This is a genomic window from Aquiluna sp. KACHI24 (assembly GCF_025997915.1).
In the GTDB taxonomy this organism is placed as follows: Bacteria; Actinomycetota; Actinomycetes; order Actinomycetales; family Microbacteriaceae; genus Aquiluna.
This window is the reverse complement of sequence record NZ_AP026677.1, coordinates 1,018,615-1,038,865: the sequence shown is the minus strand read 5'-3', so window position 1 is coordinate 1,038,865 and position 20,251 is coordinate 1,018,615. Positions and strand designations below refer to the sequence as shown.

The 20,251-nt window shown below is 53.9% G+C and carries 22 protein-coding genes and 1 tRNA gene; 14 read left to right on the top strand and 9 right to left on the bottom strand.

The annotated features are described in order from the left end of the window. Positions 1-17 precede the first annotated feature (17 nt). From OO713_RS05285 to OO713_RS05275, 3 genes are read right to left on the bottom strand one after another with little or no spacing between them, the layout of a single operon-like run. Positions 18-944 (bottom strand): NUDIX hydrolase, encoded by a 927-nt coding sequence (locus OO713_RS05285; protein WP_264785066.1) that lies wholly within the window; start codon positions 942-944, stop codon positions 18-20. Beyond that, positions 944-3,055, bottom strand: a complete 2,112-nt coding sequence (locus tag OO713_RS05280) for an RNA degradosome polyphosphate kinase (RefSeq protein WP_264785065.1) — start codon at positions 3,053-3,055, stop codon at positions 944-946. The genes OO713_RS05285 and OO713_RS05280 overlap by 1 nt, the downstream gene beginning before the upstream one ends. A 43-nt stretch (positions 3,056-3,098) precedes the next feature. Further along, the gene (locus OO713_RS05275) at positions 3,099-3,758 is read right to left on the bottom strand and encodes a response regulator transcription factor (protein WP_264785064.1); all 660 of its coding nucleotides are present in this window, start codon (positions 3,756-3,758) and stop codon (positions 3,099-3,101) included. Positions 3,759-3,818: 60 nt separating this feature from the next. Here OO713_RS05275 and OO713_RS05270 point away from each other — a divergent pair, with 60 nt between their 5' ends. The 5 genes from OO713_RS05270 (at position 3,819) to OO713_RS05250 (ending at position 7,555) form a co-directional block, all read left to right on the top strand. Beyond that, positions 3,819-4,073 carry a hypothetical protein gene (locus OO713_RS05270; RefSeq protein WP_264785062.1) on the top strand — a complete coding sequence of 85 codons (255 nt, stop codon included), beginning with the start codon at positions 3,819-3,821 and terminating at the stop codon, positions 4,071-4,073. A 122-nt stretch (positions 4,074-4,195) separates the two neighbouring features. Next, the gene (locus tag OO713_RS05265) at positions 4,196-4,786 is read left to right on the top strand and encodes an FABP family protein (protein WP_264785061.1); all 591 of its coding nucleotides are present in this window, start codon (positions 4,196-4,198) and stop codon (positions 4,784-4,786) included. Continuing rightward, a complete protein-coding gene (locus OO713_RS05260) occupies positions 4,779-5,753 on the top strand; it encodes a folate-binding protein (RefSeq protein WP_264785060.1) in 975 nt (324 codons plus the stop codon). The genes OO713_RS05265 and OO713_RS05260 overlap by 8 nt, the downstream gene beginning before the upstream one ends. Continuing rightward, positions 5,746-6,798: an FUSC family protein gene (locus OO713_RS05255; protein ID WP_264785059.1), complete on the top strand. Its 1,053-nt coding sequence runs from the start codon at positions 5,746-5,748 to the stop codon at positions 6,796-6,798. The genes OO713_RS05260 and OO713_RS05255 overlap by 8 nt, the downstream gene beginning before the upstream one ends. A 10-nt stretch (positions 6,799-6,808) precedes the next feature. Continuing rightward, positions 6,809-7,555, top strand: coding sequence for a phosphoglyceromutase (locus OO713_RS05250; RefSeq protein ID WP_264785058.1), 747 nt, complete (start codon positions 6,809-6,811; stop codon positions 7,553-7,555). On the opposite strand, the gene phoU is transcribed toward OO713_RS05250, so the two are convergent. Then, on the bottom strand, positions 7,556-8,203 hold the full coding sequence (gene phoU, locus OO713_RS05245; protein WP_264785057.1) for a phosphate signaling complex protein PhoU: 648 nt from the start codon (positions 8,201-8,203) through the stop codon (positions 7,556-7,558). A gap of 168 nt (positions 8,204-8,371) precedes the next feature. Between phoU and OO713_RS05240 the strand changes: the two genes are divergently transcribed. Continuing rightward, positions 8,372-9,424, top strand: a complete 1,053-nt coding sequence (locus OO713_RS05240; RefSeq protein WP_264785056.1) for an ATP-binding protein — start codon at positions 8,372-8,374, stop codon at positions 9,422-9,424. After that, entirely contained in the window at positions 9,424-10,104 is a 681-nt protein-coding gene (locus OO713_RS05235; RefSeq protein ID WP_264785055.1) for a response regulator transcription factor, read from the top strand. The genes OO713_RS05240 and OO713_RS05235 overlap by 1 nt, the downstream gene beginning before the upstream one ends. Here OO713_RS05235 and OO713_RS05230 read toward each other — a convergent pair. Further along, on the bottom strand, positions 10,101-10,574 hold the full coding sequence (locus OO713_RS05230) for a hypothetical protein (protein ID WP_264785054.1): 474 nt from the start codon (positions 10,572-10,574) through the stop codon (positions 10,101-10,103). The two genes, OO713_RS05235 and OO713_RS05230, sit on opposite strands and share 4 nt — an antisense overlap. Before the next feature lie 92 nt (positions 10,575-10,666). On the opposite strand from OO713_RS05230, the gene OO713_RS05225 reads away from it, so the two are divergent. The 4 genes from OO713_RS05225 to rlmB are packed head-to-tail and all read left to right on the top strand — an operon-like array spanning position 10,667 to position 14,660. Continuing rightward, complete coding sequence (locus OO713_RS05225) at positions 10,667-11,149, top strand: CarD family transcriptional regulator (protein ID WP_264785053.1); 483 nt, start codon at positions 10,667-10,669, stop codon at positions 11,147-11,149. Positions 11,150-11,151: 2 nt separating this feature from the next. Next, positions 11,152-12,264 carry a 2-C-methyl-D-erythritol 4-phosphate cytidylyltransferase gene (gene ispD, locus OO713_RS05220; RefSeq protein ID WP_264785052.1) on the top strand — a complete coding sequence of 371 codons (1,113 nt, stop codon included), beginning with the start codon at positions 11,152-11,154 and terminating at the stop codon, positions 12,262-12,264. A gap of 10 nt (positions 12,265-12,274) precedes the next feature. Further along, positions 12,275-13,675 (top strand): cysteine--tRNA ligase, encoded by a 1,401-nt coding sequence (cysS, locus tag OO713_RS05215; RefSeq protein ID WP_264785051.1) that lies wholly within the window; start codon positions 12,275-12,277, stop codon positions 13,673-13,675. After that, positions 13,668-14,660, top strand: a complete 993-nt coding sequence (gene rlmB, locus OO713_RS05210) for a 23S rRNA (guanosine(2251)-2'-O)-methyltransferase RlmB (protein ID WP_264785050.1) — start codon at positions 13,668-13,670, stop codon at positions 14,658-14,660. The genes cysS and rlmB overlap by 8 nt, the downstream gene beginning before the upstream one ends. On the opposite strand, the gene OO713_RS05205 is transcribed toward rlmB, so the two are convergent. After that, positions 14,657-15,961, bottom strand: coding sequence for a DUF4032 domain-containing protein (locus OO713_RS05205; protein ID WP_264785049.1), 1,305 nt, complete (start codon positions 15,959-15,961; stop codon positions 14,657-14,659). The genes rlmB and OO713_RS05205 overlap by 4 nt on opposite strands. Next, a complete protein-coding gene (gene ugpC / locus OO713_RS05200) occupies positions 15,961-17,034 on the bottom strand; it encodes a sn-glycerol-3-phosphate ABC transporter ATP-binding protein UgpC (RefSeq protein WP_264785048.1) in 1,074 nt (357 codons plus the stop codon). Before ugpC ends, OO713_RS05205 begins: the two co-directional genes overlap by 1 nt. A gap of 143 nt (positions 17,035-17,177) precedes the next feature. Between ugpC and OO713_RS05195 the strand changes: the two genes are divergently transcribed. Further along, a complete protein-coding gene (locus OO713_RS05195; protein WP_264785046.1) occupies positions 17,178-18,023 on the top strand; it encodes a DsbA family protein in 846 nt (281 codons plus the stop codon). Between the two features lie 28 nt (positions 18,024-18,051). On the opposite strand, the gene OO713_RS05190 is transcribed toward OO713_RS05195, so the two are convergent. Further along, positions 18,052-18,531, bottom strand: coding sequence for a hypothetical protein (locus OO713_RS05190; RefSeq protein ID WP_264785045.1), 480 nt, complete (start codon positions 18,529-18,531; stop codon positions 18,052-18,054). Positions 18,532-18,586: 55 nt separating this feature from the next. Here OO713_RS05190 and OO713_RS05185 point away from each other — a divergent pair. Both OO713_RS05185 and OO713_RS05180 read left to right on the top strand, forming a co-directional pair. Beyond that, a tRNA-Thr gene (locus tag OO713_RS05185) sits at positions 18,587-18,659 on the top strand. Between the two features lie 26 nt (positions 18,660-18,685). Continuing rightward, positions 18,686-19,102, top strand: coding sequence for a DUF1761 domain-containing protein (locus tag OO713_RS05180; protein WP_264785044.1), 417 nt, complete (start codon positions 18,686-18,688; stop codon positions 19,100-19,102). Here the strand turns inward: OO713_RS05180 and OO713_RS05175 are convergent. Next, positions 19,099-20,187, bottom strand: coding sequence for an acyl-CoA desaturase (locus tag OO713_RS05175; protein ID WP_264785043.1), 1,089 nt, complete (start codon positions 20,185-20,187; stop codon positions 19,099-19,101). The two genes, OO713_RS05180 and OO713_RS05175, sit on opposite strands and share 4 nt — an antisense overlap. Positions 20,188-20,251 lie beyond the last annotated feature (64 nt).

Genomic DNA, 20,251 nt, shown 5'->3' with positions numbered 1-20,251 from the left:
GAAGGTGAATTCAGCCCTTAATCCTCAGATGCCAGACACCACTCTGCACCCACCACTTTGGGTTTAGAGCCCAGAGTCAGTCGAAGCACAATGAAGTCGCCGGGTCTAAGCGCTGCAGCCTCCATAATGTGCTTCTTTAGGTCCTTACTTGCAGCGGCTGCCAGCGGTTCAAGCACACTTGGCAATGCTGGACGATGAGTGCAAATCAATCCAGACTTTGACTTTCCAAGCAGCGCATCAACCACCTTTTTGGTGCTGATCGGTCTGCGCTTATTGGAGAGCTCGGTCAGCTGACCACGCTCAACCAGAGTGCGCTTGGTCTTTTTGGCATATGGGGCAATGGTGTCCCAACACCTCTTCCAAGGCGACGTGACAAGCTGCTTTGGTCCGTAGGCGGCAAGCAGATTCACTAGCCGTTTGGCCTGAATTTCACCTTCTGGCAGCAGTGGCCGCTTGGCCTCCTCGCCCTTCCAATCAGAGCGCAGTGTCGCCTTGGCGTGTCGAAGGATGATGATAGCCCTGGTCTCAAGCTCCTTGGCCTGGTGCAGCTCAAGGCAGAGCTTCAGGAGGTTCTGATCGTGTTCGTAGGTCAATAGGTCAGCCGCTTTATCCGCAGCCACCCACTCACACTTTGCAATCTCCTCGTTCGCCACAAACTTCTGCTTCTTGGCTGCCTTTGGCTTAACCTTGGCCGCCCAATAGTGAACCTCTTTGTCCTCGGTGCCCACTGTGTAGCGAATGATGTCGAGCTTTCGACCTAGTTTGACTGAGATCGACGCCTCTTCTTTCAGCTCTCTAACCGCAGTCTCGGGAAGCAGCTCTCCTGGATCCTGCTTGCCCTTGGGAAAGCCCCAGTCGTTGTAGTTTTCGCGGTGGACGAGCAGCACCTGGATTGAGTTTCCCACCTCGCGCCAAGGCACCACACCAGCTGCATAAATGGTCATTAGCGACTCCGCTTCTTCGTGAGCGTTCGAGCCATCAGCTCGTCTTGCATGTCAATCAGCGGAGCTCCAGTGGGGGAGGTGGTCTGGCGATGCCAGGATCCTGAGCTGGCAAGGGTCCACAGCGAGACCTTGTCGCTCATTCCCAAATCAAGCAGCTCCTTGAGCTCTTTGATTTGATCGGTTTGCGTGATCTTCACCAGAGCCTCAACTCGGCGATCTAGGTTGCGATGCATCATGTCAGCACTGCCGATGTAGATATCGGGATCCCCTCCGTTTTCAAACGAGAAGATGCGTGAATGCTCTAGGTAGCGACCTAAAACCGAATGCACCTTGATGTTTTCACTCAGTCCAGGCACACCTGGCTTCAATGCACACATGCCGCGCACCAGAACCTCGACCTCAACCCCAGCCATTGAGGCTAGGTAGAGCTGATCGATGATCTGCTCATCAACGAGGGAGTTCATCTTCAGGCGAATCTTTGCTGGGCGTCCGGCTTGCTTGTGCTCGATCTCGCGCTGCACGCGTGCGGTAAGACCATTCCTGACACCGTTTGGTGAGACCAGCAGTGACTGGTACTCAGGAGCAGAGGAGAATCCAGAAAGCTGGTTGAAGAGCTTGGTCAGGTCTTCACCCACTGACTGCCGAGAGGTGAGAAGACCAAGGTCCTCGTAGTAGCGAGCAGTCTTGGGGTTGTAGTTACCGGTTCCGATGTGACAGTAGCGACGCAGCTGGTTACCCTCTTGGCGTATGACCAGGGATAGCTTGCAGTGGGTCTTTAGGCCAACGATCCCGTAAACCACGTGAACACCTGCGGCTTCGAGCTTTCTAGCCCAGCCGATGTTGTTCTGCTCGTCAAATCGAGCCTTGATCTCAACCAGTGCCAGAACCTGCTTGCCGGCTTCCGCTGCATCAATCAGGGCATCGACAATCGGTGAATCACCACTGGTTCGATAGAGCGTCTGCTTGATTGCTAAGACCTGAGGATCCGCTGCAGCCTGCTCCAAGAACGCCTGGACAGAGGTGGCAAAGGACTCATAAGGGTGGTGAACCAAAACTTCGCGCTGACGAAGCGCTCCAAAGATATCCGCCGCCTCATCATCCTCGGACTGCAGGTAGCGGTTAGTAGTGATCTGATGTGGTTCGAAGTGAAGCTCCGGATACTTCAAAAACGCGATCGCGTTGAGTGAGCGAAGATCTAGAGGCTCCGGCAGGTGGTAGATGTCGTGTGCCTCGACATCGAGTTCACGAGAGAGCAGTTCTAAAACTTGAGGGTCGATATCTTCGGCAACTTCGAGTCTTACCGGTGGTCCAAATCTTCTCCGCAAGAGCTCCTTTTCGAGCTGAACCAGAAGGTTTTCACCTTCGTCCTCATCCACTTCCAGATCCTCATTTCGAGTGACTCGGAAGGCGTGATGTTTCACCACATCCATGCCTGGGAACAGTTCAGATAGGAACTCGCCCATGACATCTTCAAGGGGGACATAGGTTCGCTCCGCCCCTTCTACCTCAACAAAACGAGGTAGTAGCGGCGGCACTTTTACTCTCGCAAAGTGCTCGGATCCGGACTGCGGGTTACGCAGCACAACTGCAAGGTTGAGAGAGAGCCCCGAGATGTAAGGGAATGGGTGAGCGGGGTCAACCGCCAAAGGAGTTAGAACCGGAAAAACATTCAGCTGAAAATAGTTGTGAAGTGCGGCCTTTTGCGCATCGTTGAGCTTTCCGAAATGCGTGACATGAATCCCGTGACGCTCTAGTGCTGGAGAAATCTCATCTCGAAACAATCTTGAGTGTCGAGCCTGTAATTCGCGAGTACGCTCTGAAATTCGCACCAGCACCTCTTGAGGGCTAAATCCTGCCGCTGATTGAACAGCGATTCCAGTTGCGACCCTGCGCTTTAGCGATGCCACTCGCACCATGAAGAACTCATCCAGGTTTGAGGCAAAAATACTCAGAAAGTTCACGCGCTCCAGAAGCGGAATGCTTCTATCTTCAGCCAGTTCTAAAACCCTTTGATTGAAGTCAAGCCAGCTCAGCTCGCGGTCTAAAAATCGATCATGGGGTAGATCGGGTTGCGAGTCTGGGCGAAAAATAGCCGTGGTCTCTTCTGACATAAGAACAATCTTTACAGGTTGCGGGTGAGCGGAAAGTTAATTTTCAGTCACTCTCGCCCTCTTGATTTGGATCCAAGCGGTATCCAACATTTCGCACCGTGCCGATTAGCGATTCCATTTCGCCAAGTTTGGCTCTCAATCTTCGAATGTGAACATCGACGGTTCGAGTGCCACCGAAGTAGTCATACCCCCACACCTCACTTAGCAGTTGCTCTCGGGTGAAAACTCGACCGGGGTTGTCATTCAGATGGCGTAGGAGTTCAAATTCTTTGAATGTCAGATCAAGCGTTCGACCGTTGATTTTTGCCGTGTAGCTGACCTCGTCGATTACAAGGCCGGTGTTCACTCTGGCCGTTTGGGTTTGAGTCTTGCCAACGGCAAGTCTGACTCTGGCATCAATTTCGGCGAGCGATGCGTTAGCCAATAGGAAGTCACTGGCTCCCCACTCCGTGGTGATAACCGCAAGGGCTTGGTCTTGAACCAAGAGAATCACCGGGGTGTCCCAGCCTGCAGCAACCAAAATACGGGCAATTCCGCGGGCGGCAATCAAGTCCTGTCGACAATCCAAGACCGTGAGGTCGTGTGATTTGGCGTTTGCGATTTCTGCGGCATCGGGTGCGATGTGTGTGACACTGTGGCCAAGAAGTTCAAATTGCGAAGCGAGCGCATCTTGCGAGGGGGTGATCAATAAAACTGTCGCCATACCCGCCCTCCAGATACCCAAATGATAGTGGCGAATGGCTTTGCGGATAGAGTTTGTGCTGTGAGCAAGCAGTGGGTACAGATCATTTTGATCTGGGTAGGGGTCCTGATTTCTGGGCTTCTCACGCTCAACTTTGTTGACCCCGAACGCACCTACACCTACTTTTCAGCGATTGCGGCTGCATCGATTGCCTTGGTGAGCATCGAGCACCTGATTTCTGCGAAGACCAAGGACACCGTTCGACAGCAGGTCTATGTTGCGGCTGGCAGCTTCGCAATCTTGGGTCTACTCACGCTTTTCAAGCTGCTGGGTTAGGATTTAGGCATGCTCTTGGCACTCGAAATTTTCTTCACCGGACTGTTGGTTCTTGCCTCTTTGGCGATTGGCGGGGTCTCCGCCTTGGTTCTATACAAGCTCTTTAAGGGTCAGCGCTAACTTTGTTCGTCATCCCAGACGATTTGCCAATTGAGCTAACCCCCTTCACCTTTCTACTGGGTGACTGGCGCGGTAGCGGAGTAGTGAGCTACTCCATCGATGAAAATGCCAACGAGAATGAGTTTTTTCAAACCGCTTCATTCAGACCATTGCCGCTGGGCAAAGTTGAATTTGCAGCCGAGGTCAAGGACGGCTCGGGCAACCTGATTGCTCAGGAGCGCGGTTATTTCTCGCTCTCCAGACCCGCATCCTCCTCGGATGCTGGTCCGGGACTTCTTCCTTCCGATGGCACCAAGCTTTTGACGGTTCGCGAGGATCTCGAACTCTGGCGCAATAAAAATGGTGGCTTTGACATCGAGGCTCTCATCGTGCACCCCCAGGGCGTCGCAGAGCTTTATTTTGGCCAAATCAAAGGCGCGAGAATCGATCTCGCAACCGATGCAGTCCTGCGCTCTCCAAACGCCAAGGAATACAACGCTGGCACTCGATTGATGGGGCTGGTTGAAGGGGCACTGCTGTGGGCATGGGACATGGCAGCCCTTGGCCAACCCCTGAAGTCCCACGCATCGGCAAGGTTGGAAAAGGTTGAGTAACCAACACTTTGGCAATCCGCTAAACGAGCAGCGTCAGCTTGTCGAGGGCCAGGCCTATGTGCTGCGTGAAGACATGGCGGTCTTTGAGGTCTCTGGCCCGGATGCCAAAAAGTGGCTGCACTCACTAACGAGTCAAAACATTCAAGGCCTAAAGCCGGGGGATAGTGCTGAGGCACTGCTGCTGAGCCCCAACGGACACATCGAATTTCAGCTCAAAGTCATCGCCACTGAGGAATCGGTCCTGGTAATAACCCCGTTCGAATCAAGAGCCGCACTAATTGCCTGGCTTGAAAAGATGGTCTTCAGATCGAAGGTCAAAATCTCCACGGTTGATTTCCTAGTAGTAGGAGCCTTCACAGAGCTTGAGACCGATGCACCAGTGTGGGTAGACCCATATTCGAAAGAATCGACCACGAGCGTTCGCTATGCCAATGACCGAGCAAGCTTTCCCTATCGCGAGTATTTGATGGCTGAGCCACCAAAGCTCGCCAGAGCCGGCCTGATGGCTTATCAAGCGCTGCGAATCGCAGCAGGCCGTCCAGAGCTCAGCGACATCGACGATAAGACCCTGCCGCATGAACTTGACTGGCTTTCTAGTGCCGTGCACTTATCCAAGGGCTGCTATCGAGGCCAAGAGAGCGTCGCTAAGGTACACAATCTTGGACACCCACCTCGTCGAATTGCACTGCTGCACCTGGAACAGGGCGATGTGCTGTGCAACCCAGGTGACGCGATTGAATATCAAGAAAAGACTGTTGGCAAAGTCTTAGCTGCGGGCCTTCACTTTGAGCTTGGTTCCATCGCACTGGCACTGCTTTCTCGAAATACCCCTTACCTGGACCTAAGCGTTCGAGTCGGCCAGAACCTTTACCAGGCTTCTCAGCAGGTTCTAGTTCCGCATGATGCTGGCAAGGCCGCTAATTTGCCAAGGCCCGCCGCCTTCAAGCTCAGCCGCAAAAATGTTTGAGCTTCGAGGTGGTAGCGCCAGAGTCAAAGACTCACTCTGGGCAATTTTACAAATTGCCATGGCGGCGACAACCGCCTATGCAATCGCCTACTTTTTATTGGGGCACCCAGTTCCACTTCTAGCTGTCACGGTTGCCATCTCCTCACTTGGTTTGGCCCGTGACACCAGGCCAGATCGAGTTGCAGCAACGGCGCTCGCCATGACGTTGGGCGTTGGACTTAGCGAAACATTGCTGCTGCTTTTCGGTGCTGGAAGCATTCAGCTTTTGGTGGCAATTTTGCTCGCCCTCTTGGTTGCCAGATTCATCTCAGCAAACCCAGCATTCGCACTAACCGCAGCGATTCAGGCGGTGCTAGTGCAGCTATTACAGGTGCCAACTGGCGGCGTTTACGCGAGAGTGCTGGACGGTGTTATTGGTGGCCTAGTGGCACTTTTATTCACCGCGCTGTTGCCGAGGAATCCAATCAAACTTGCTCGTGCCGACGCCGCACAGCTCTTCTCCATTTTCAAAGAAACCCTGGGTGATGTGCGCTCGGTGCTACTGACCCCAGATGTTCAACTGGCAGATGGTGCGCTGGATCGGATCAGAAAGACTCAGCCACTGATCGACAACTGGAGAGCGTCTCTTGAAAGTGCGATTTCAATTGGCAAGATCAGCCCCTTCTATCGCTGGGCAAAGCAGCAGATCAAAGATCAGCTAGTTCTGTTGGAAGGCATGGATCTAGCCACGCGAAACCTGAGGGTCGTGGTGCGGAGGGTGGATTTCTTGGTTAGGGACCTAAGGCCCAGACCAGAACTTGCGCAGCTCACTGCAAAGTTTCTAATAGCGGTAGATCTTTTGGAGAGCTCGCTGGATGACTTTTCCCTTTCGCACAAGGCTCGAAAGTACCTGGTAAAACTTGCACCGGAGCTAGGGGTATATCCGCAACTTCCACTCAGTGAGCAGGTCATTGTGCTGCAGCTGCGGCCACTGTTTGTTGATCTTTGTCAGGCCAGTGGAATCGACATCGAGCAGGCCAAGGATCTGCTGCCCAGCGTTGACTAAACTTTGGGCTATGACTTACAACCTGATTCTGCTTAGACACGGCAACAGCACCTGGAACCAAAAAAACCTATTCACCGGCTGGGTGGATGTCGACCTAAGCGAACAGGGTCGCGAAGAGGCTAAGCGTGCCGGTGAGCTTCTTGCAAAGTCAGGCCTCAAGCCAGATGTACTTTTCACCTCCGTTCTAAAAAGAGCAATCAATACTGCTCACATCGCCCTAGATCAGATTGATCGCAACTGGATTCCAACTGAGCGCTCTTGGCGTCTAAACGAGCGCCACTATGGAGCGCTTCAGGGGCTGGATAAGGCTGAGACCCTAGACAAGTACGGCCCAGAGCAGTTTCAGATTTGGCGTCGTAGCTACGATGTTCCACCACCGCCAATTGCGGATGACAATGAATTTTCACAAGCGCACGACGAGCGATATGCCGACTTAGGTGATGCCCTGCCAAGAACCGAGTGTCTCAAGGACGTCCTGGTTCGCATGCTGCCTTACTGGCACTCGACCATTGCTCCAAAACTTACTGAGCACAAGACAGTCCTAATCACTGCCCACGGAAACTCGTTGCGAGCGCTGGTGAAGCACCTTGACAACGTTTCAGATGAGGAAATTGCTGAGTTGAACATCCCGACCGGGATCCCGCTTCACTACAAATTGGATGAGAACTTCAAGCCGGCGGTTGCGGGTGGCGAGTATTTAGATCCAGAGGCAGCTGCCGCAGGTGCTGCAGCCGTTGCAAATCAGGGCAAGAAGTAGTTAGTTCTCAGTCCACTCGCCGGTCTGCAAGAAGCTGACCTTTGAGGAGATGTCGACTACGTGGTCAGCAAAGCGCTCGAAGTAGCGCGAGGCTAGGATCACGTCTACCGTGAACATCGCGTTCTCTTTCCAGTCGTCTGCGAGCACAACCTCGAACACCTTTCGGTGCAGGCGGTCAACCGCCTCGTCCTGAGCCTGAATCTCGCGTGCTAGATCGAGATCGGTGTTGCCCAAAAGCTTGATCGCTTTGGAGACCAGCTCAAGGTCGATGCGAGCCATGTCTTCGAAAGTCTTGCGCAGCGAAGCTGGGACTGCACTGCCAGGGAAACGGTAGCGGGCGATTGCTGCGATGTGAGATGCCAGCGCACCCATGCGCTCAATAGATGCGCTCATTCTCAGCGCAGAAACCAAAATACGAAGATCGCGAGCAACTGGTGACTGAGTTGCCAGGACCTTGATTACCAGCTCATCAAGTCCAAGGGCCTTCTCTTCGTTGCTGGCAGCGAGAGCGAGAGCCTCGTCCGCAAGTGACACATCCGAGTTCAGGAAGGCACGGGAAGCCTTGTCCATGATGGTCTCGGCAGCCTCTGCCAATTGCACTAAACGGTCTTGAACCTCGGTTAGCTCCTGCTGAAAAACCTGACGCATGCCCATCTCCGCTTCCTTACTGGGTGCGATTAGCTTTCAGACTCAAAGCAAACATTTGCTTAATTCGTTGCAAACCAGCCGATAACTCTGAGTCAGATTCGCACACCCTGATTTAGTCTAGGCACAGTCCTGGTTAGTTAACCTGGTAAACACTTGAAGCGGAGCGAAATGGGCTTGTGGTCCTCTCGGGGCAAGACCTCTGAAACCGAGGTCGATGCGTTCGAACAGGTTGCCTCGCAGGTAGTGGACGTAATTGCCACCGCTGGAGTGGTGCTGGACGAAAACAACAATGTCCTCAGGGCTTCTCCCGGCGCGGTTCAGTTTGGCCTGGTTCAAAACCGTCGTTTGATTCACTCATCTCTAGTGAAGCTTTGCGACCGCGCACGAAACCAAACCGGAGCTGTGGTCGAGGAAATGCTCTTGGAGACCGGCCTGCAGCGTGAACCGGTATGGGTGCAAGCTCGCGCCGCTCGCTTCGGTGAGAAATACATGATGCTGCTTGTAGATGACCGCACCGAAGCGAAGAAGCTAGAAGACACTAGAAGAGATTTCGTGGCAAATGTCTCTCACGAACTCAAGACGCCCATCGGAGCGATCGGGCTTTTGGCGGAAGCCATCCAGGGTGCAGGTGATGACCCAAAAATGATCGAGAAGTTTTCCAACTCCTTGATTCGTGAGAGCCAGAGATTGGCGAACCTGGTTCAGGAGTTGATGCAGCTTTCTAGAGTGCAAAGTGCCGCCGGCTTGGAGAATGCCCGTGAAGTTGATTTAGCGGCGGTTGTCACCGATGCCATAGAGCGCAATCAAGTGCTGGCTGAAAAACGCAACATCAGGGTTCAAGGGGCAACCTCGGATTCACTCAAGATTTTGGGTGACTACGAGATGCTGGCAACGGCAGTCAGAAATTTGATTGAAAACGCCATCGTTTATTCCGAGCCTGGCACTCAAGTTGGAGTTGGCCTAAAAGAGGTGGACGGCGTAGCAGAGATCTCGGTCAGTGACTCTGGAATCGGAATCCCAGAGTCCGAGCAGGAGCGTATTTTTGAGCGCTTTTACCGGGTCGACCCATCAAGATCGCGCGAAACCGGCGGAACCGGCCTCGGTCTTGCAATCGTGAAACACATTGCCGCCAATCACGGCGGTCAAATCAAGCTGTTTTCTAAGCAGGGTGTTGGTTCAACCTTCACTCTGCGCCTACCAATAACCATTCAGGAGGGCTAATGCCTAGGGTGCTAGTTGTTGAAGATGAAATTGGCTTGAGAGAGCCGCTGGTATATCTCTTACAAAAAGAGGGCTACGACATTGTCGAGGCAGAAGATGGCAATGCTGCTGTTGAGCTGTTTCACTCCCACAACCCCGATTTGATTTTGCTTGATCTGATGCTCCCTGGACTCTCTGGTAACGAGGTTTGTCGCGTCATCCGAGCCGAGTCCCAGGTCCCGATCATCATGCTCACTGCAAAGGACGCCGAGATTGACAAGGTGGTTGGCCTAGAGCTGGGTGCAGACGACTACGTGACTAAGCCTTATTCAACTCGTGAGTTGCTAGCTCGAATGAAGGCGGTGTTGCGCCGTGGTCGCGAGACTGTTCAGCATGAGCCCGGTCTACTCAAGGCCGGACCGGTGGTGATGGACATTGAGCGTCACACTGTCAGCGTGAATGGCGAGCCAGTTCAAATGCCACTGAAGGAATTTGAGCTGCTAGAACTTTTGATGGAGAACCTCAACCGAGTGCTGACTCGAGGTCAAATCATCGATCGCGTCTGGGGATCAAACTACTTTGGCGACACTAAGACGCTCGATGTTCACGTGAAGAGAATTCGTTCGAAAATCGAAGAGGATCCTTCAAGACCAAGACACCTGCTAACTGTGCGCGGGCTTGGCTATAAGTTCGAGGTTTAGTTCAAAGACTCTACGAACGGGCGGTATTCAGCAAGCGAGCCGTCCATCACTGGGACAACAAGCTCAATTGGGTCTGAGCCGTCGGAAACGTAAATTGTGTGCAGCGAACCTGGCTTGGAGTCCAGGCTGAGCAAAACACCCTCGGTGCCGTTGTAACCAAGGTCAAACTTTCCCGAGGGCTTTACCTCGAAAGCGACGCGAATCTCTTCGCCAGTTGAATCCGTGGTCTGCAGCGATGCCATGACTGGCTCCATGCCAGAGTTCACGAAGCTTCCAATCAGCAGTGCCTTGTTTCCCGAACCCTTGATGATCATGACGTTTCGTGCCTTCAGCGACTCTGCGTCAACCATGGTGCCGTCGCTTGGAGCGTACATCTCTAGGGAGGTAACCTCGCGGGATAGCGAGCAGCCTGAAAGCAGGGCTGTGGCCAGCACAAGTGAAGTCAAGGTCGCGATTTTCTTGATTTGCAAGGGTCCTCCGGAGGCTGTTTCTCGGCCAATTCTAACCTAGGAGAACTGGCATTCCTGTGGTAAAATCAGGCTTTTGGAGCCGAAAGAAGTTTATGAAGTTTGAAGTTGGCGAGACCGTCGTATATCCACACCACGGGGCCGCGGAAATCATTGAAGTCTCCGAAAAGACCATTCGCGGTGAGACCCAAACCTATCTAAAACTCAAGGTTGCTCAAGGTGATCTCATCATCCAGGTTCCAGCGGCAAACGTTGAGATGGTCGGTATTCGTGATGTCATCGACAAGAAGGGTGTGCAGCAGGTTTTCGATGTGCTGCGTGCAGAATTCGTCGAAGAGCCAACCAACTGGTCAAGGCGTTACAAGGCAAACCTCGAGAAGCTAGCCTCCGGCGATGTTGTCAAGGTTTCCGAGGTCGTTCGTGACCTATGGCGTCGCGATCAGGACCGCGGTCTATCGGCTGGAGAGAAGCGCATGCTAGCCAAGGCTCGTCAGATTCTGATTTCCGAGCTCGCATTGGCTCGCAAGGTCGATGAGGAGAAGGCCTCCGCTGAGCTTGACAAGGTTCTGGCTTCCTAGAAGTGAAGTCTGCCCTAATCCTGGTCGCTGCCGGCAAGGGCGAGCGTCTTGGGCTCGGTATCCCCAAGGCTTTGGTTCAAATATCTGAAGCCACCATCTTGGAGCATGCGCTCTCGGTGATTACTAACCTCAAGCCGATTCAGCTGATCATTGTTGCACCGGAAGATCACCTTGAAGTCTTCCAAGAGATCGCTTCCCGCTTCGATGTGTCAGCTCAGGTCGTTGCCGGTGGGGCAACCAGGCAGCAGTCTGTGAAAAATGGATTGGCACTTGTGACCACACCAACTGTTTTGGTCCATGATGCCGCCAGGTGCTTCACCCCGGCTGTTGTATTTGAGGCAGTCGATGCGGCGCTGATACAGGCTAAGAGCGTGGTTCCAGGGCTACCGGTCACAGACACCATCAAGCAACTCGAGGGTGACACGGTATTGAAGACTCTCGATCGCTCAACTTTGGTCGCGGTTCAAACCCCTCAGGGTTTTGAGGTGGCCAGCCTTCGCAAAGCGCTTGATGAGGCTACCGCTGACTTCACCGATGAAGCGGGGTTGATGGAGTCCGCTGGGCACACAACAAAAGTTGTCAGGGGATCAGCAAAGGCGCTGAAGGTAACAACTCCAGAAGATTTGCAGCAGTTCAATCGACCATCGCAGCGGGTTGGAATTGGAACAGATGCTCACCAATTTTCCGACTCAGGTGAGCTGGTGCTCGGGTTGCTTACCTGGCCTGAGCTTCCAAAACTTGAGGGGCACTCTGATGGCGACAGCGTTGCACACGCCGTAGTTGATGCCCTTTTGACAGCGGCCGGACTTGGAGACATTGGCAGCAACTTCGGAGTCGATCGCCCAGAGTTCAAAGGTGCATCGGGTGAGGTATTTCTAAACGAGACGCTAAGGATGGTCTCGGAGGCTGGCTTTAGTGTTTCAAATGTTTCAGTGCAGATTGTTGGCGATAAACCCAAGGTCGGACCAAGAAGAGCTGAACTTGAAAAGCGCCTCTCTGAGGCGTTGAATGCGCCAGTTTCGGTAGCGGCTACCACCACCGATGGTCTTGGTTTTCTCTCCGATGCCCGCGGCGTGGCCGCGGTTGCAACCGCTCTATTGGCCCGGCGTAGCTAGGCTTTAGCCCATGAAGTTGTTTGATACCCGCGCTGGAGAAACTAGAGAATTCACTCCAATTCGTGAGTCCGAGGTATCAATCTACGTTTGCGGTCCAACCGTGCAATCTGCCCCTCACATTGGACACCTCCGCTCTGCCTTGGTTTATGACCAGCTTGCGCGCTGGTTTGCATACCGCGGCTATAAGGTGACTTTGGTCAGAAATGTCACGGACATCGATGACAAGGTCTTAGAAAAAGCCAAAGAGGCAAACACCAACTGGTGGCAGTTGGCTGCTGAGAATGAGCGTGCCTTCAGTGACGACTATCTTCGCCTGGGTATCAGACCGCCTGCCTACGAACCCCGTGCCACCGGTCACATCCCACAGATGATTGATCTGATTCAGACTTTGCTCGAGCGAGGACATGCCTACCGTGCCCTGGACGGGAGTTCGAATGTTTACTTTGATACTGCAAGTTGGCCCAACTACGGTGAGCTGACCAATCAGGGCATTGATCAGATGGACTCGGAGGAAGCCGCTTCAGATAAGAAGCGCCCTCAAGACTTTGCGCTCTGGAAGTCCTTGAAAGCCGGTGAACCAGAATCGGCGGGTTGGTCCACCCCGTTTGGATTCGGTCGTCCAGGTTGGCACATCGAGTGCTCTGCTATGGCAACCAGATATCTGGGTGAGCATTTTGACATCCACGGTGGCGGGCTTGACCTTCGTTTCCCGCACCATGAAAACGAACTAGCCCAATCGAGTGCCGCTGGCCACAAGTTCGCAAACTTCTGGATTCATAACGGGTTGATCACCACCGGTGGCACCAAGATGTCTAAATCGCTTGGCAACTCGGTATCCTCGCAGGCTCTCTTTGAGCTGGCCCCTGCCAGTGCCGTTCGCTACTACCTGTTGAGTGCTCACTACCGGTCGGTGCTCGATTACCAGTCGAGTGTGTTGCAAGAGGCACAGACCGCGCTTGAGCGTTTGCATGGCTACTTGGAGCGTTGCGACCGAGAACTCTCGAACACTCGCTTCGCAGACCTGGAGATTGCAGCCCTGCCCGATGAGTTTGTGGCTGAATTGGACGACGATCTCAATGTGCCTGCCGCCCTGGCTGTCATGCACGAACTGGTTCGTGCCGGTAATGCCGATTTGGATGCCGAGCGCATTCGTGAGGCCCATGAAAAGCGCTGCCAACTTGATGCCATGCTCCAGGTTTTGGGTCTAGCTCCCTCACAGTGGGGCTCCTCCAAGGTGCCAGAGCACGACGCCCTGGATCACCTGATTAGGGCTTTGATCGAGGAGCGCAATCAGGCGCGGGCAAACAAGGATTATGCTCGTGCCGATCAGATTCGCGATCGATTAGCCCAAAGCGGCATCGAACTATTTGACGCTTCCGACTCAACACACTGGAGATTGACTAATGGCTAAATTGGGTAGACCCGGCGCCGCAAAGGGTAAAAAGGGCGCAACCAAGGGCACCGGTGGCCATGGCAAGCAGGCTCTCGAGGGTAGGGGGCCAACTCCGAAGGCTGAGGACCGCCCTTACCACAAAGCTCACAAGGCTAAGCAGGCAGCACTCAAGGCTGGCACCAAGGGCCCTAAGGCAGCGGCTAAGCCGGTTCGCAAGGGTGAGTTTGTTGCAGGTCGTTCCGGCATGGGCCAGCGAGCAATTTCTGGTGAGGTGCTATCTGGCCGTAACTCGGTTGTAGAAGCTCTGAAGACTAAGGTTCCAGCTACCGCTCTGTTCATTGCCCAGCGCATCGAAATCGATGACCGCGTCAAAGAGGCAATTGCTATTGCCAATCACCGCAACATCCCAATCAATGAGGTCACAAGACCAGAGATTGACCGCATGACCGGTGGCGACTCAGTTCACCAGGGAATTGCGCTGCAGGTCCCGCCCTATAGCTATAAGCACCCCATGGAACTTCTGGATCGTGCCAAGGCTTCAGGCCAACCGCCACTGTTGGTTGCACTTGACGGCATCACCGACCCGAGAAACCTCGGAGCGATCATTCGCTCAGTGGCAGCCTTTGGTGCCCACGGTGTGATTCTGCCGCAGCGCCGAAGCGTCGGAGTCACTGCCTCTGCCTGGAAAACGAGTGCGGGGGCAGCGGCGAGAATCCCAGTCGCACTGGCTTCCAACCTCAACCAAGCCATCAAGGAATACAAGCAAAAAGGTTTGTTTGTAATCGGACTAGATGGCGATGGCGATGTCAGCCTGCCTGATCTTGCACTTGCCGACAGACCACTTTTGGTAATAGTTGGCTCAGAGGGTAAGGGTCTATCTCGATTGGTCCAGGAGAACTGCGATCAAGTGGTCTCGATCCCAATCTCAGCCGCAACCGAATCCCTGAACGCAGGTATTGCAGCAAGCGTTGCCCTGTATCAAATTGCGATGGCTAGGTCCTAGACCTTATCCCGCCAGTCGCCTTCCTCATCATCGTCAACGACGATGGTCCCGGAGGGCACCGGTTCATTTAGCGCAATCAGTTCGGTGGTGGGGCCGATTAGCGCCTCTTCGTCCCTTCTGGCACTGAGCACATCGTTCACATAGGAGCGAACCGCATCAAGCATCGGGACATCCTTGCCCAGGCGCTCGGACATGTACCAGCGGTGCTCCAAAACCTCGTGAAAAATTTCCGCGGGTTCTAGTTTTCCGGTGAGGTGAGATGGGATCGAGGTAATTACTGGCTCATAGATTTCACTGAGCCACTCATGAGCCATGACCTCCTCATCAGCTCCTGGCCTTGAGTGAGAAAGGCGATACTCATCTATATCGTTCAGGAGGCGCCTGGCCTGATTCTCTTCAACATCAAGACCGGTTAGCAGCAACAATCGACGAGCATGGTGACCGGCATCTACAACCTTGGGTTGAATTCGAACGGTCTTACCGTCAGCCTCCTGCACCATCGAGAGCTCTTCGATGTCAAAACCGAGCTCGTTCAGTCGCTTCACTCGCTTGGCGATGCGCCAGCGCTCAGAGGTGTCAAAGCTCTCCACAGCGGTTAGTTCGCGCCATAGCTCGTGATACTTGTCGACAATTCTTTGACTCACGGCTGTTGGGTCAATGTCCACAGCCTTGCCGGATGCCAATAGGTCCATCAGTTCGCCAGCGATGTTCACGCGGGCAATCTCCAGGTCGTTCTCGCGCTGACCATTTGAGAGTCTCGAGTCATAGAGCTGACCAGTCTCCGCGTCGACTAGGTAGGCGGCAAACTTGCCAGCGTCGCGACGAAACAGAGTGTTTGAAAGCGATACGTCGCCCCAGAAAAACCCAATCAGATGAAGTCGCACCAGAAGAAGCGCTAATGCATCGACAAGTCGTTTTGCAGTTGCTTCCCTCAGACCCTGCGACCACATGGCTCGGTAGGGGAGTGAGAACTTTAGGTGACGAGTAATCAGCACCGCCGGAAGTTCATGACCCTCTTGGTCGCGGCGGTTATTGATGATCGCGAAAGGTTCAACGCACGGCACATCCAACTTCTCCAACCTGCGGAGCATGTCGTATTCACGCTTGGCTAAATCAAACAGCGTCTCTTTGATTGCAATTACGTGGTCTTCTAAGTGGGCGAACCGAACAGTGTGGCGGGACAATCCCTTCGGCAGCGCCGCAATGTTTTCTTTTGGCCAGTCCTCTAATGGCAAATGCCACGGCAGATCCAGCAGTGCTGGTTCTGCCGTGGCAGCCGTGATGCTTAGTTGAGAAGGCACTAGTTGAGTCTTAGGCCGCTCTCAGCGTCAAACACGTGAACTGCAGAGGCATCGGCCTGAAGGTGGATGCGCTCTCCGGCACGTGGGTGGCTGATGGCGTCAACGCGAACCACAATGTTGTGCTCACTGCCATCAAGCTGTGCGCGACCGTATAGGTAACCATCAGAGCCGAGCTCCTCGACTACGTCTACATCAACCACTAGTCCGTGGTCAGAAACAGATAGCTTCTCTGGGCGAATACCAACGGTTACGCGGGAGCCAGAGGCCTTGGCCAAGATCTCGCGAGCGATTGGAAGAACTGCGTCACCGAACTGGACGCCACCATCAACGATCGGTAGCTGAACAAGGTTCATGGCAGGAGAGCCGATGAAGCCAGCGACGAATACATTGCCTGGGCGGTCGTAAAGGTTTCGAGGAGTGTCAACCTGCTGCAGGATGCCGTCCTTCAAAACCGCTACGCGGTCACCCATGGTCATAGCCTCGACTTGGTCGTGGGTTACGTAAACGGTGGTTACACCCAGGCGACGCTGCAGCGAAGCAATCTGGGTACGGGTCTGAACACGAAGCTTGGCGTCAAGGTTGGACAGCGGCTCATCCATCAGGAAGACCTGAGGCTTACGGACGATTGCACGACCCATGGCAACACGCTGGCGCTGACCGCCGGAGAGTGCCTTTGGCTTGCGGTTTAGGTATGGCTCTAGGTCCAAAAGCTTGGCAGCCTCCAAGACGCGCTCAGCGCGCTCTTCCTTGCTAACACCGGCAATCTTTAGAGCAAATCCCATGTTCTCTGCAACGGTCATGTGTGGGTAGAGCGCGTAGTTCTGGAAAACCATCGCGATGTCGCGGTCTTTCGGTGGGATGTCGGTGACATCGCGGTCACCGATAAAGATGCCACCCTCGTTAACTTCTTCAAGCCCTGCGAGCATGCGCAGGGAGGTTGACTTACCGCAACCAGAAGGACCTACCAAGACCAAGAACTCGCCGTCGGCGATCTCTAGGTTCAGCTTGTCTACGGCTGGCTTTGCTCCACCTGGGTAAAGACGGGTGGCGTTACGAAATGACACTGAGGCCATGATTTCTCCTTCACCGGCAGGTACGTGCCGGACGATCCATAGTGATAGGTGTTTGCCATTGGCGAACTTTATAAGTATGACACCGCGTTTAGAATTTGAGTGGTTTGTAATAAAGCCGATACCAAACAGTCAGGACCTAGAGAATGACCAATTCCAAGCAGACTCGCTCTGAGCAGCGCGAAGAGGCTCGCCAGAAGGCCAAAGAGCTTCGCGAGCAGAATGCCAAAAAGGAAAAGCGCAACAAGCTGGTTCTTCAGCTTTCAGTTGTCGGTGCGGCGCTCGCAATCATTGTTGGTGTCGGTGCCGTAATCGCCTTTGAGGCGGCAAACCGGGCTGCCGCTCCAGTCGTAGACGAGACTCCTGCAAACCTCACTGAGCTTGGCGGTCTCAAGATCGGTGTGGGGCTTCAGGCTTTCACTTCCACCAATACCCCTACCCCAGACACCTCTGACAAGAGCCCTGAGATCATCATGTACGTGGATTACCAGTGCCCGATTTGCCAGGCCTTTGATCTGCCAAACGCCGCTCAGCTTCGCTCCTGGGTGGACACCGGTGCGGCCACCGTTGAAATCAGACCCCTGAGCTTCCTGGACCGGGCCTCGTTGAATGAGTATTCATCCCGAGCCGCAAACGCTGCTTTCTGTGTTGCAAACTTCCAACCAGACTCCTTCTTCGACTTCCACCAGGATCTGATGGAAAACCAGCCTTCGGAAGGCCAAGAGGGCCCAAGTGATCAGCGACTGTTCGATATAGCGGCTCAATCTGGGGCCGGCACCGAAGAGGTCAAGGGCTGCATCCAGAACAAGAGCTTTGGCGACTATGTCGAGCAGCACACTCAATTCGTGCTTTCAAACCCACAGGATGGCGTGACCGTTTCTGGCACCCCAACCATCCTGGTCAATGGTGAGCAGTACACCTGGAACACCGGCGACGAGTTGTTGTCTCCCGAGCGCTTTGCCCAGTTCGTGTCATCCTCGATGGCCGAATAATAAAAGCCTCAACTTAGGTCCGGATCGGCTAGCCGATCCGGATTCTTGTTTCCGCCAGCTCGGTGAGCGTGACGGTATTTCCAAGGTTGTCCCTCAGGTTGGCCCGCCAGCTGCAGGCTATGTCTTGCTTGGAGTTTGGGAAGACCGCTCTGCCGGTGAAGTCCAGGTCGTAGCTGGTGCCTTTCCAAGAGCCAGCCCAGTTTGGTGAGCGAGACAGAATGCCAAAGCTGGTCTTGTTTCTGTCATTGCCCGACATTGTCACCACAATCACCAGCTTGGTCTCTTCATCGGTTACGCATTCGAAAGTGGCGTCAGATACCCCTCGAGCATCGGTAAGGTTTCCCCAGAATTCGTATTCGCGCTCGAAGCCATCGCGCTGCTCGAAATGAAACCCACGTAGGGTTGGCGCATCGTGATCGTCTGTGTAGAAATAAAACCCGATCCCCAACAACACCGATATGACCGCATATTTAATCAGGGTCTGCTTCTTGGGTAGGAATCGTCTCACACGCCAAGGATAAGACTTGGGAACTATGGCGCTGAACACCTAAACTTGTCGGGTTGCCGACCTGGCGCAATTGGTAGCGCACCGCACTTGTAATGCGGGGGTTACGGGTTCGAGTCCCGTGGTCGGCTCTGATGGCGAAGAACTGGAGATAGCCATGGAGTTCAATTTTCTTGCTTGGGGACTAGCCGCCTTGGCCGGCATTGTTATCGGAGCGGTCTGGTTCGGCCCTAAGACCTTCTTCCCAATCTGGTGGAAGTTCATGGGTCGCACTCCTGAGGAGCAGCCGGGAACCGCAAACATGGGCGTGGTCTTCGGATTGACCTTTGTTGGCGCGTTTGTGCAGGCAGCGGTGTTGCAGGTGGTCATAGACCTAGCGCAGTCAGCTAATGGCGACTTGGACTGGTTTGGTGGTCTGGCGACCGGTGCCCTAATGGGCGTTGGTTTTGCAGCCGCAACCGTCTTGGGTCACAAGCTTTTCGGCGGCTTTAGCCTCAAGGTTTGGGTTCTAGAGGTTGGTCAAGACATCGTATCGCTGGCGGCTATGGGTGCAATCCTCGCCGCACTCATCTAGTTTCTGGGTCTAAGTTCAGCAACCATCGGGCAAACGAACGGGTCTGAGTTGTTGCTCAATCCCACTTTGTTCAAGTGCTTCATGATCACCACGTAGCTCTTTGCCAGTCCCATTTCAACCATCGTGATGTCGTTTTCGCGGCAGAACTCGCTAACGATCGCGTGGGCCTTATTGAGATATGGCCTCGCCATTGATGGGAACAGATGGTGCTCAACCTGGTAGTTCAGGCCACCCATCAAGTTGTCTTTCAGCCAGCTGCCTCGGATGTTTCTTGAGGTGAGCACCTGGCGAGAGAAGAAGTCAAGCTTGGAGTCTTTTGCCACCAGCGGCATGCCCTTGTGGTTCGGCGCAAAGGCCGCCCCCATGAAAAAGCCGAAGGTCATCATCATGAAAAACCAAAGTGCAATTCCCCAGAGCCAGCCAAACATCAGACTGAGGATCACTAGCGGTGCATTCTGGCGAATCATCATCAACGAGAACTCGAGAACCCTGACCGAGAGCTTGCGGTCCTTGCGAGCAAGGCCAGCAAAAGAGTCGAGCAGTAGGTCAAAACCCGTGAATAGAAGGAGAAATGGAAACAGGTAACCCTGCCGATCAGAGAACCAGCGCTCGATACCCCTTTTTGCCTCTTTGGACTCAGTGGTGAAGCTGAGCACACGAATTGCAATATCTGGGTCTTCACCAATTTGGTTTGGTCTTTGGTGGTGTTTGTTGTGCTTGCGAAGCCAGAAACCATAGCTCAGCCCGGCGAACAGATTCGCCAGAATCAGGCCGAGCCAGTCGTTGGCCTTGTTGTTGTGAAAGATCTGACGGTGAGCAGCCTCGTGTGCGATAAAGCCATACTGTGCACTCAAGATCCCGAGTCCACCGGCAAGCGCGAACCCCGCGAGAATCCAAAGTCTTGAATCGTTGTATGCACTGGCTGACAATCCCGTCAGCACCCATAGCCCAACTGCCAATACGGAGATGATCGCCAGACGTGTGATGTAGAAGCTGGGCTTTTTCAAAAGCAGACCGGCGTCTCGAACTCGCACCAAAACCTGGTGGAACAAAGTGGTCGATTGATTGGTGGTAACTGCCGTCATTTCTGCAGTCTAGGGTCAGAGCCTGAGTATTTTCGGCTAATTCATCGAATAGGCTTTCTAATTG

What these genes read in the sequence shown, in the direction of transcription:
- OO713_RS05180 (WP_264785044.1), top strand. Translation starts at nt 18,686, where the DNA reads ATGGAGTTCAATTTTCTTGCTTGGGGACTAGCCGCCTTGGCCGGCATT.
- OO713_RS05255 (WP_264785059.1), top strand. Translation starts at nt 5,746, where the DNA reads ATGTTTGAGCTTCGAGGTGGTAGCGCCAGAGTCAAAGACTCACTCTGG.
- ugpC (WP_264785048.1), bottom strand. Translation starts at nt 17,034, where the DNA reads ATGGCCTCAGTGTCATTTCGTAACGCCACCCGTCTTTACCCAGGTGGA.
- OO713_RS05280 (WP_264785065.1), bottom strand. Translation starts at nt 3,055, where the DNA reads ATGTCAGAAGAGACCACGGCTATTTTTCGCCCAGACTCGCAACCCGAT.
- OO713_RS05285 (WP_264785066.1), bottom strand. Translation starts at nt 944, where the DNA reads ATGACCATTTATGCAGCTGGTGTGGTGCCTTGGCGCGAGGTGGGAAAC.
- OO713_RS05235 (WP_264785055.1), top strand. Translation starts at nt 9,424, where the DNA reads ATGCCTAGGGTGCTAGTTGTTGAAGATGAAATTGGCTTGAGAGAGCCG.
- rlmB (WP_264785050.1), top strand. Translation starts at nt 13,668, where the DNA reads ATGGCTAAATTGGGTAGACCCGGCGCCGCAAAGGGTAAAAAGGGCGCA.
- OO713_RS05225 (WP_264785053.1), top strand. Translation starts at nt 10,667, where the DNA reads ATGAAGTTTGAAGTTGGCGAGACCGTCGTATATCCACACCACGGGGCC.
- OO713_RS05250 (WP_264785058.1), top strand. Translation starts at nt 6,809, where the DNA reads ATGACTTACAACCTGATTCTGCTTAGACACGGCAACAGCACCTGGAAC.
- OO713_RS05275 (WP_264785064.1), bottom strand. Translation starts at nt 3,758, where the DNA reads ATGGCGACAGTTTTATTGATCACCCCCTCGCAAGATGCGCTCGCTTCG.
- phoU (WP_264785057.1), bottom strand. Translation starts at nt 8,203, where the DNA reads ATGCGTCAGGTTTTTCAGCAGGAGCTAACCGAGGTTCAAGACCGTTTA.
- OO713_RS05175 (WP_264785043.1), bottom strand. Translation starts at nt 20,187, where the DNA reads ATGACGGCAGTTACCACCAATCAATCGACCACTTTGTTCCACCAGGTT.
- cysS (WP_264785051.1), top strand. Translation starts at nt 12,275, where the DNA reads ATGAAGTTGTTTGATACCCGCGCTGGAGAAACTAGAGAATTCACTCCA.
- OO713_RS05240 (WP_264785056.1), top strand. Translation starts at nt 8,372, where the DNA reads ATGGGCTTGTGGTCCTCTCGGGGCAAGACCTCTGAAACCGAGGTCGAT.
- OO713_RS05195 (WP_264785046.1), top strand. Translation starts at nt 17,178, where the DNA reads ATGACCAATTCCAAGCAGACTCGCTCTGAGCAGCGCGAAGAGGCTCGC.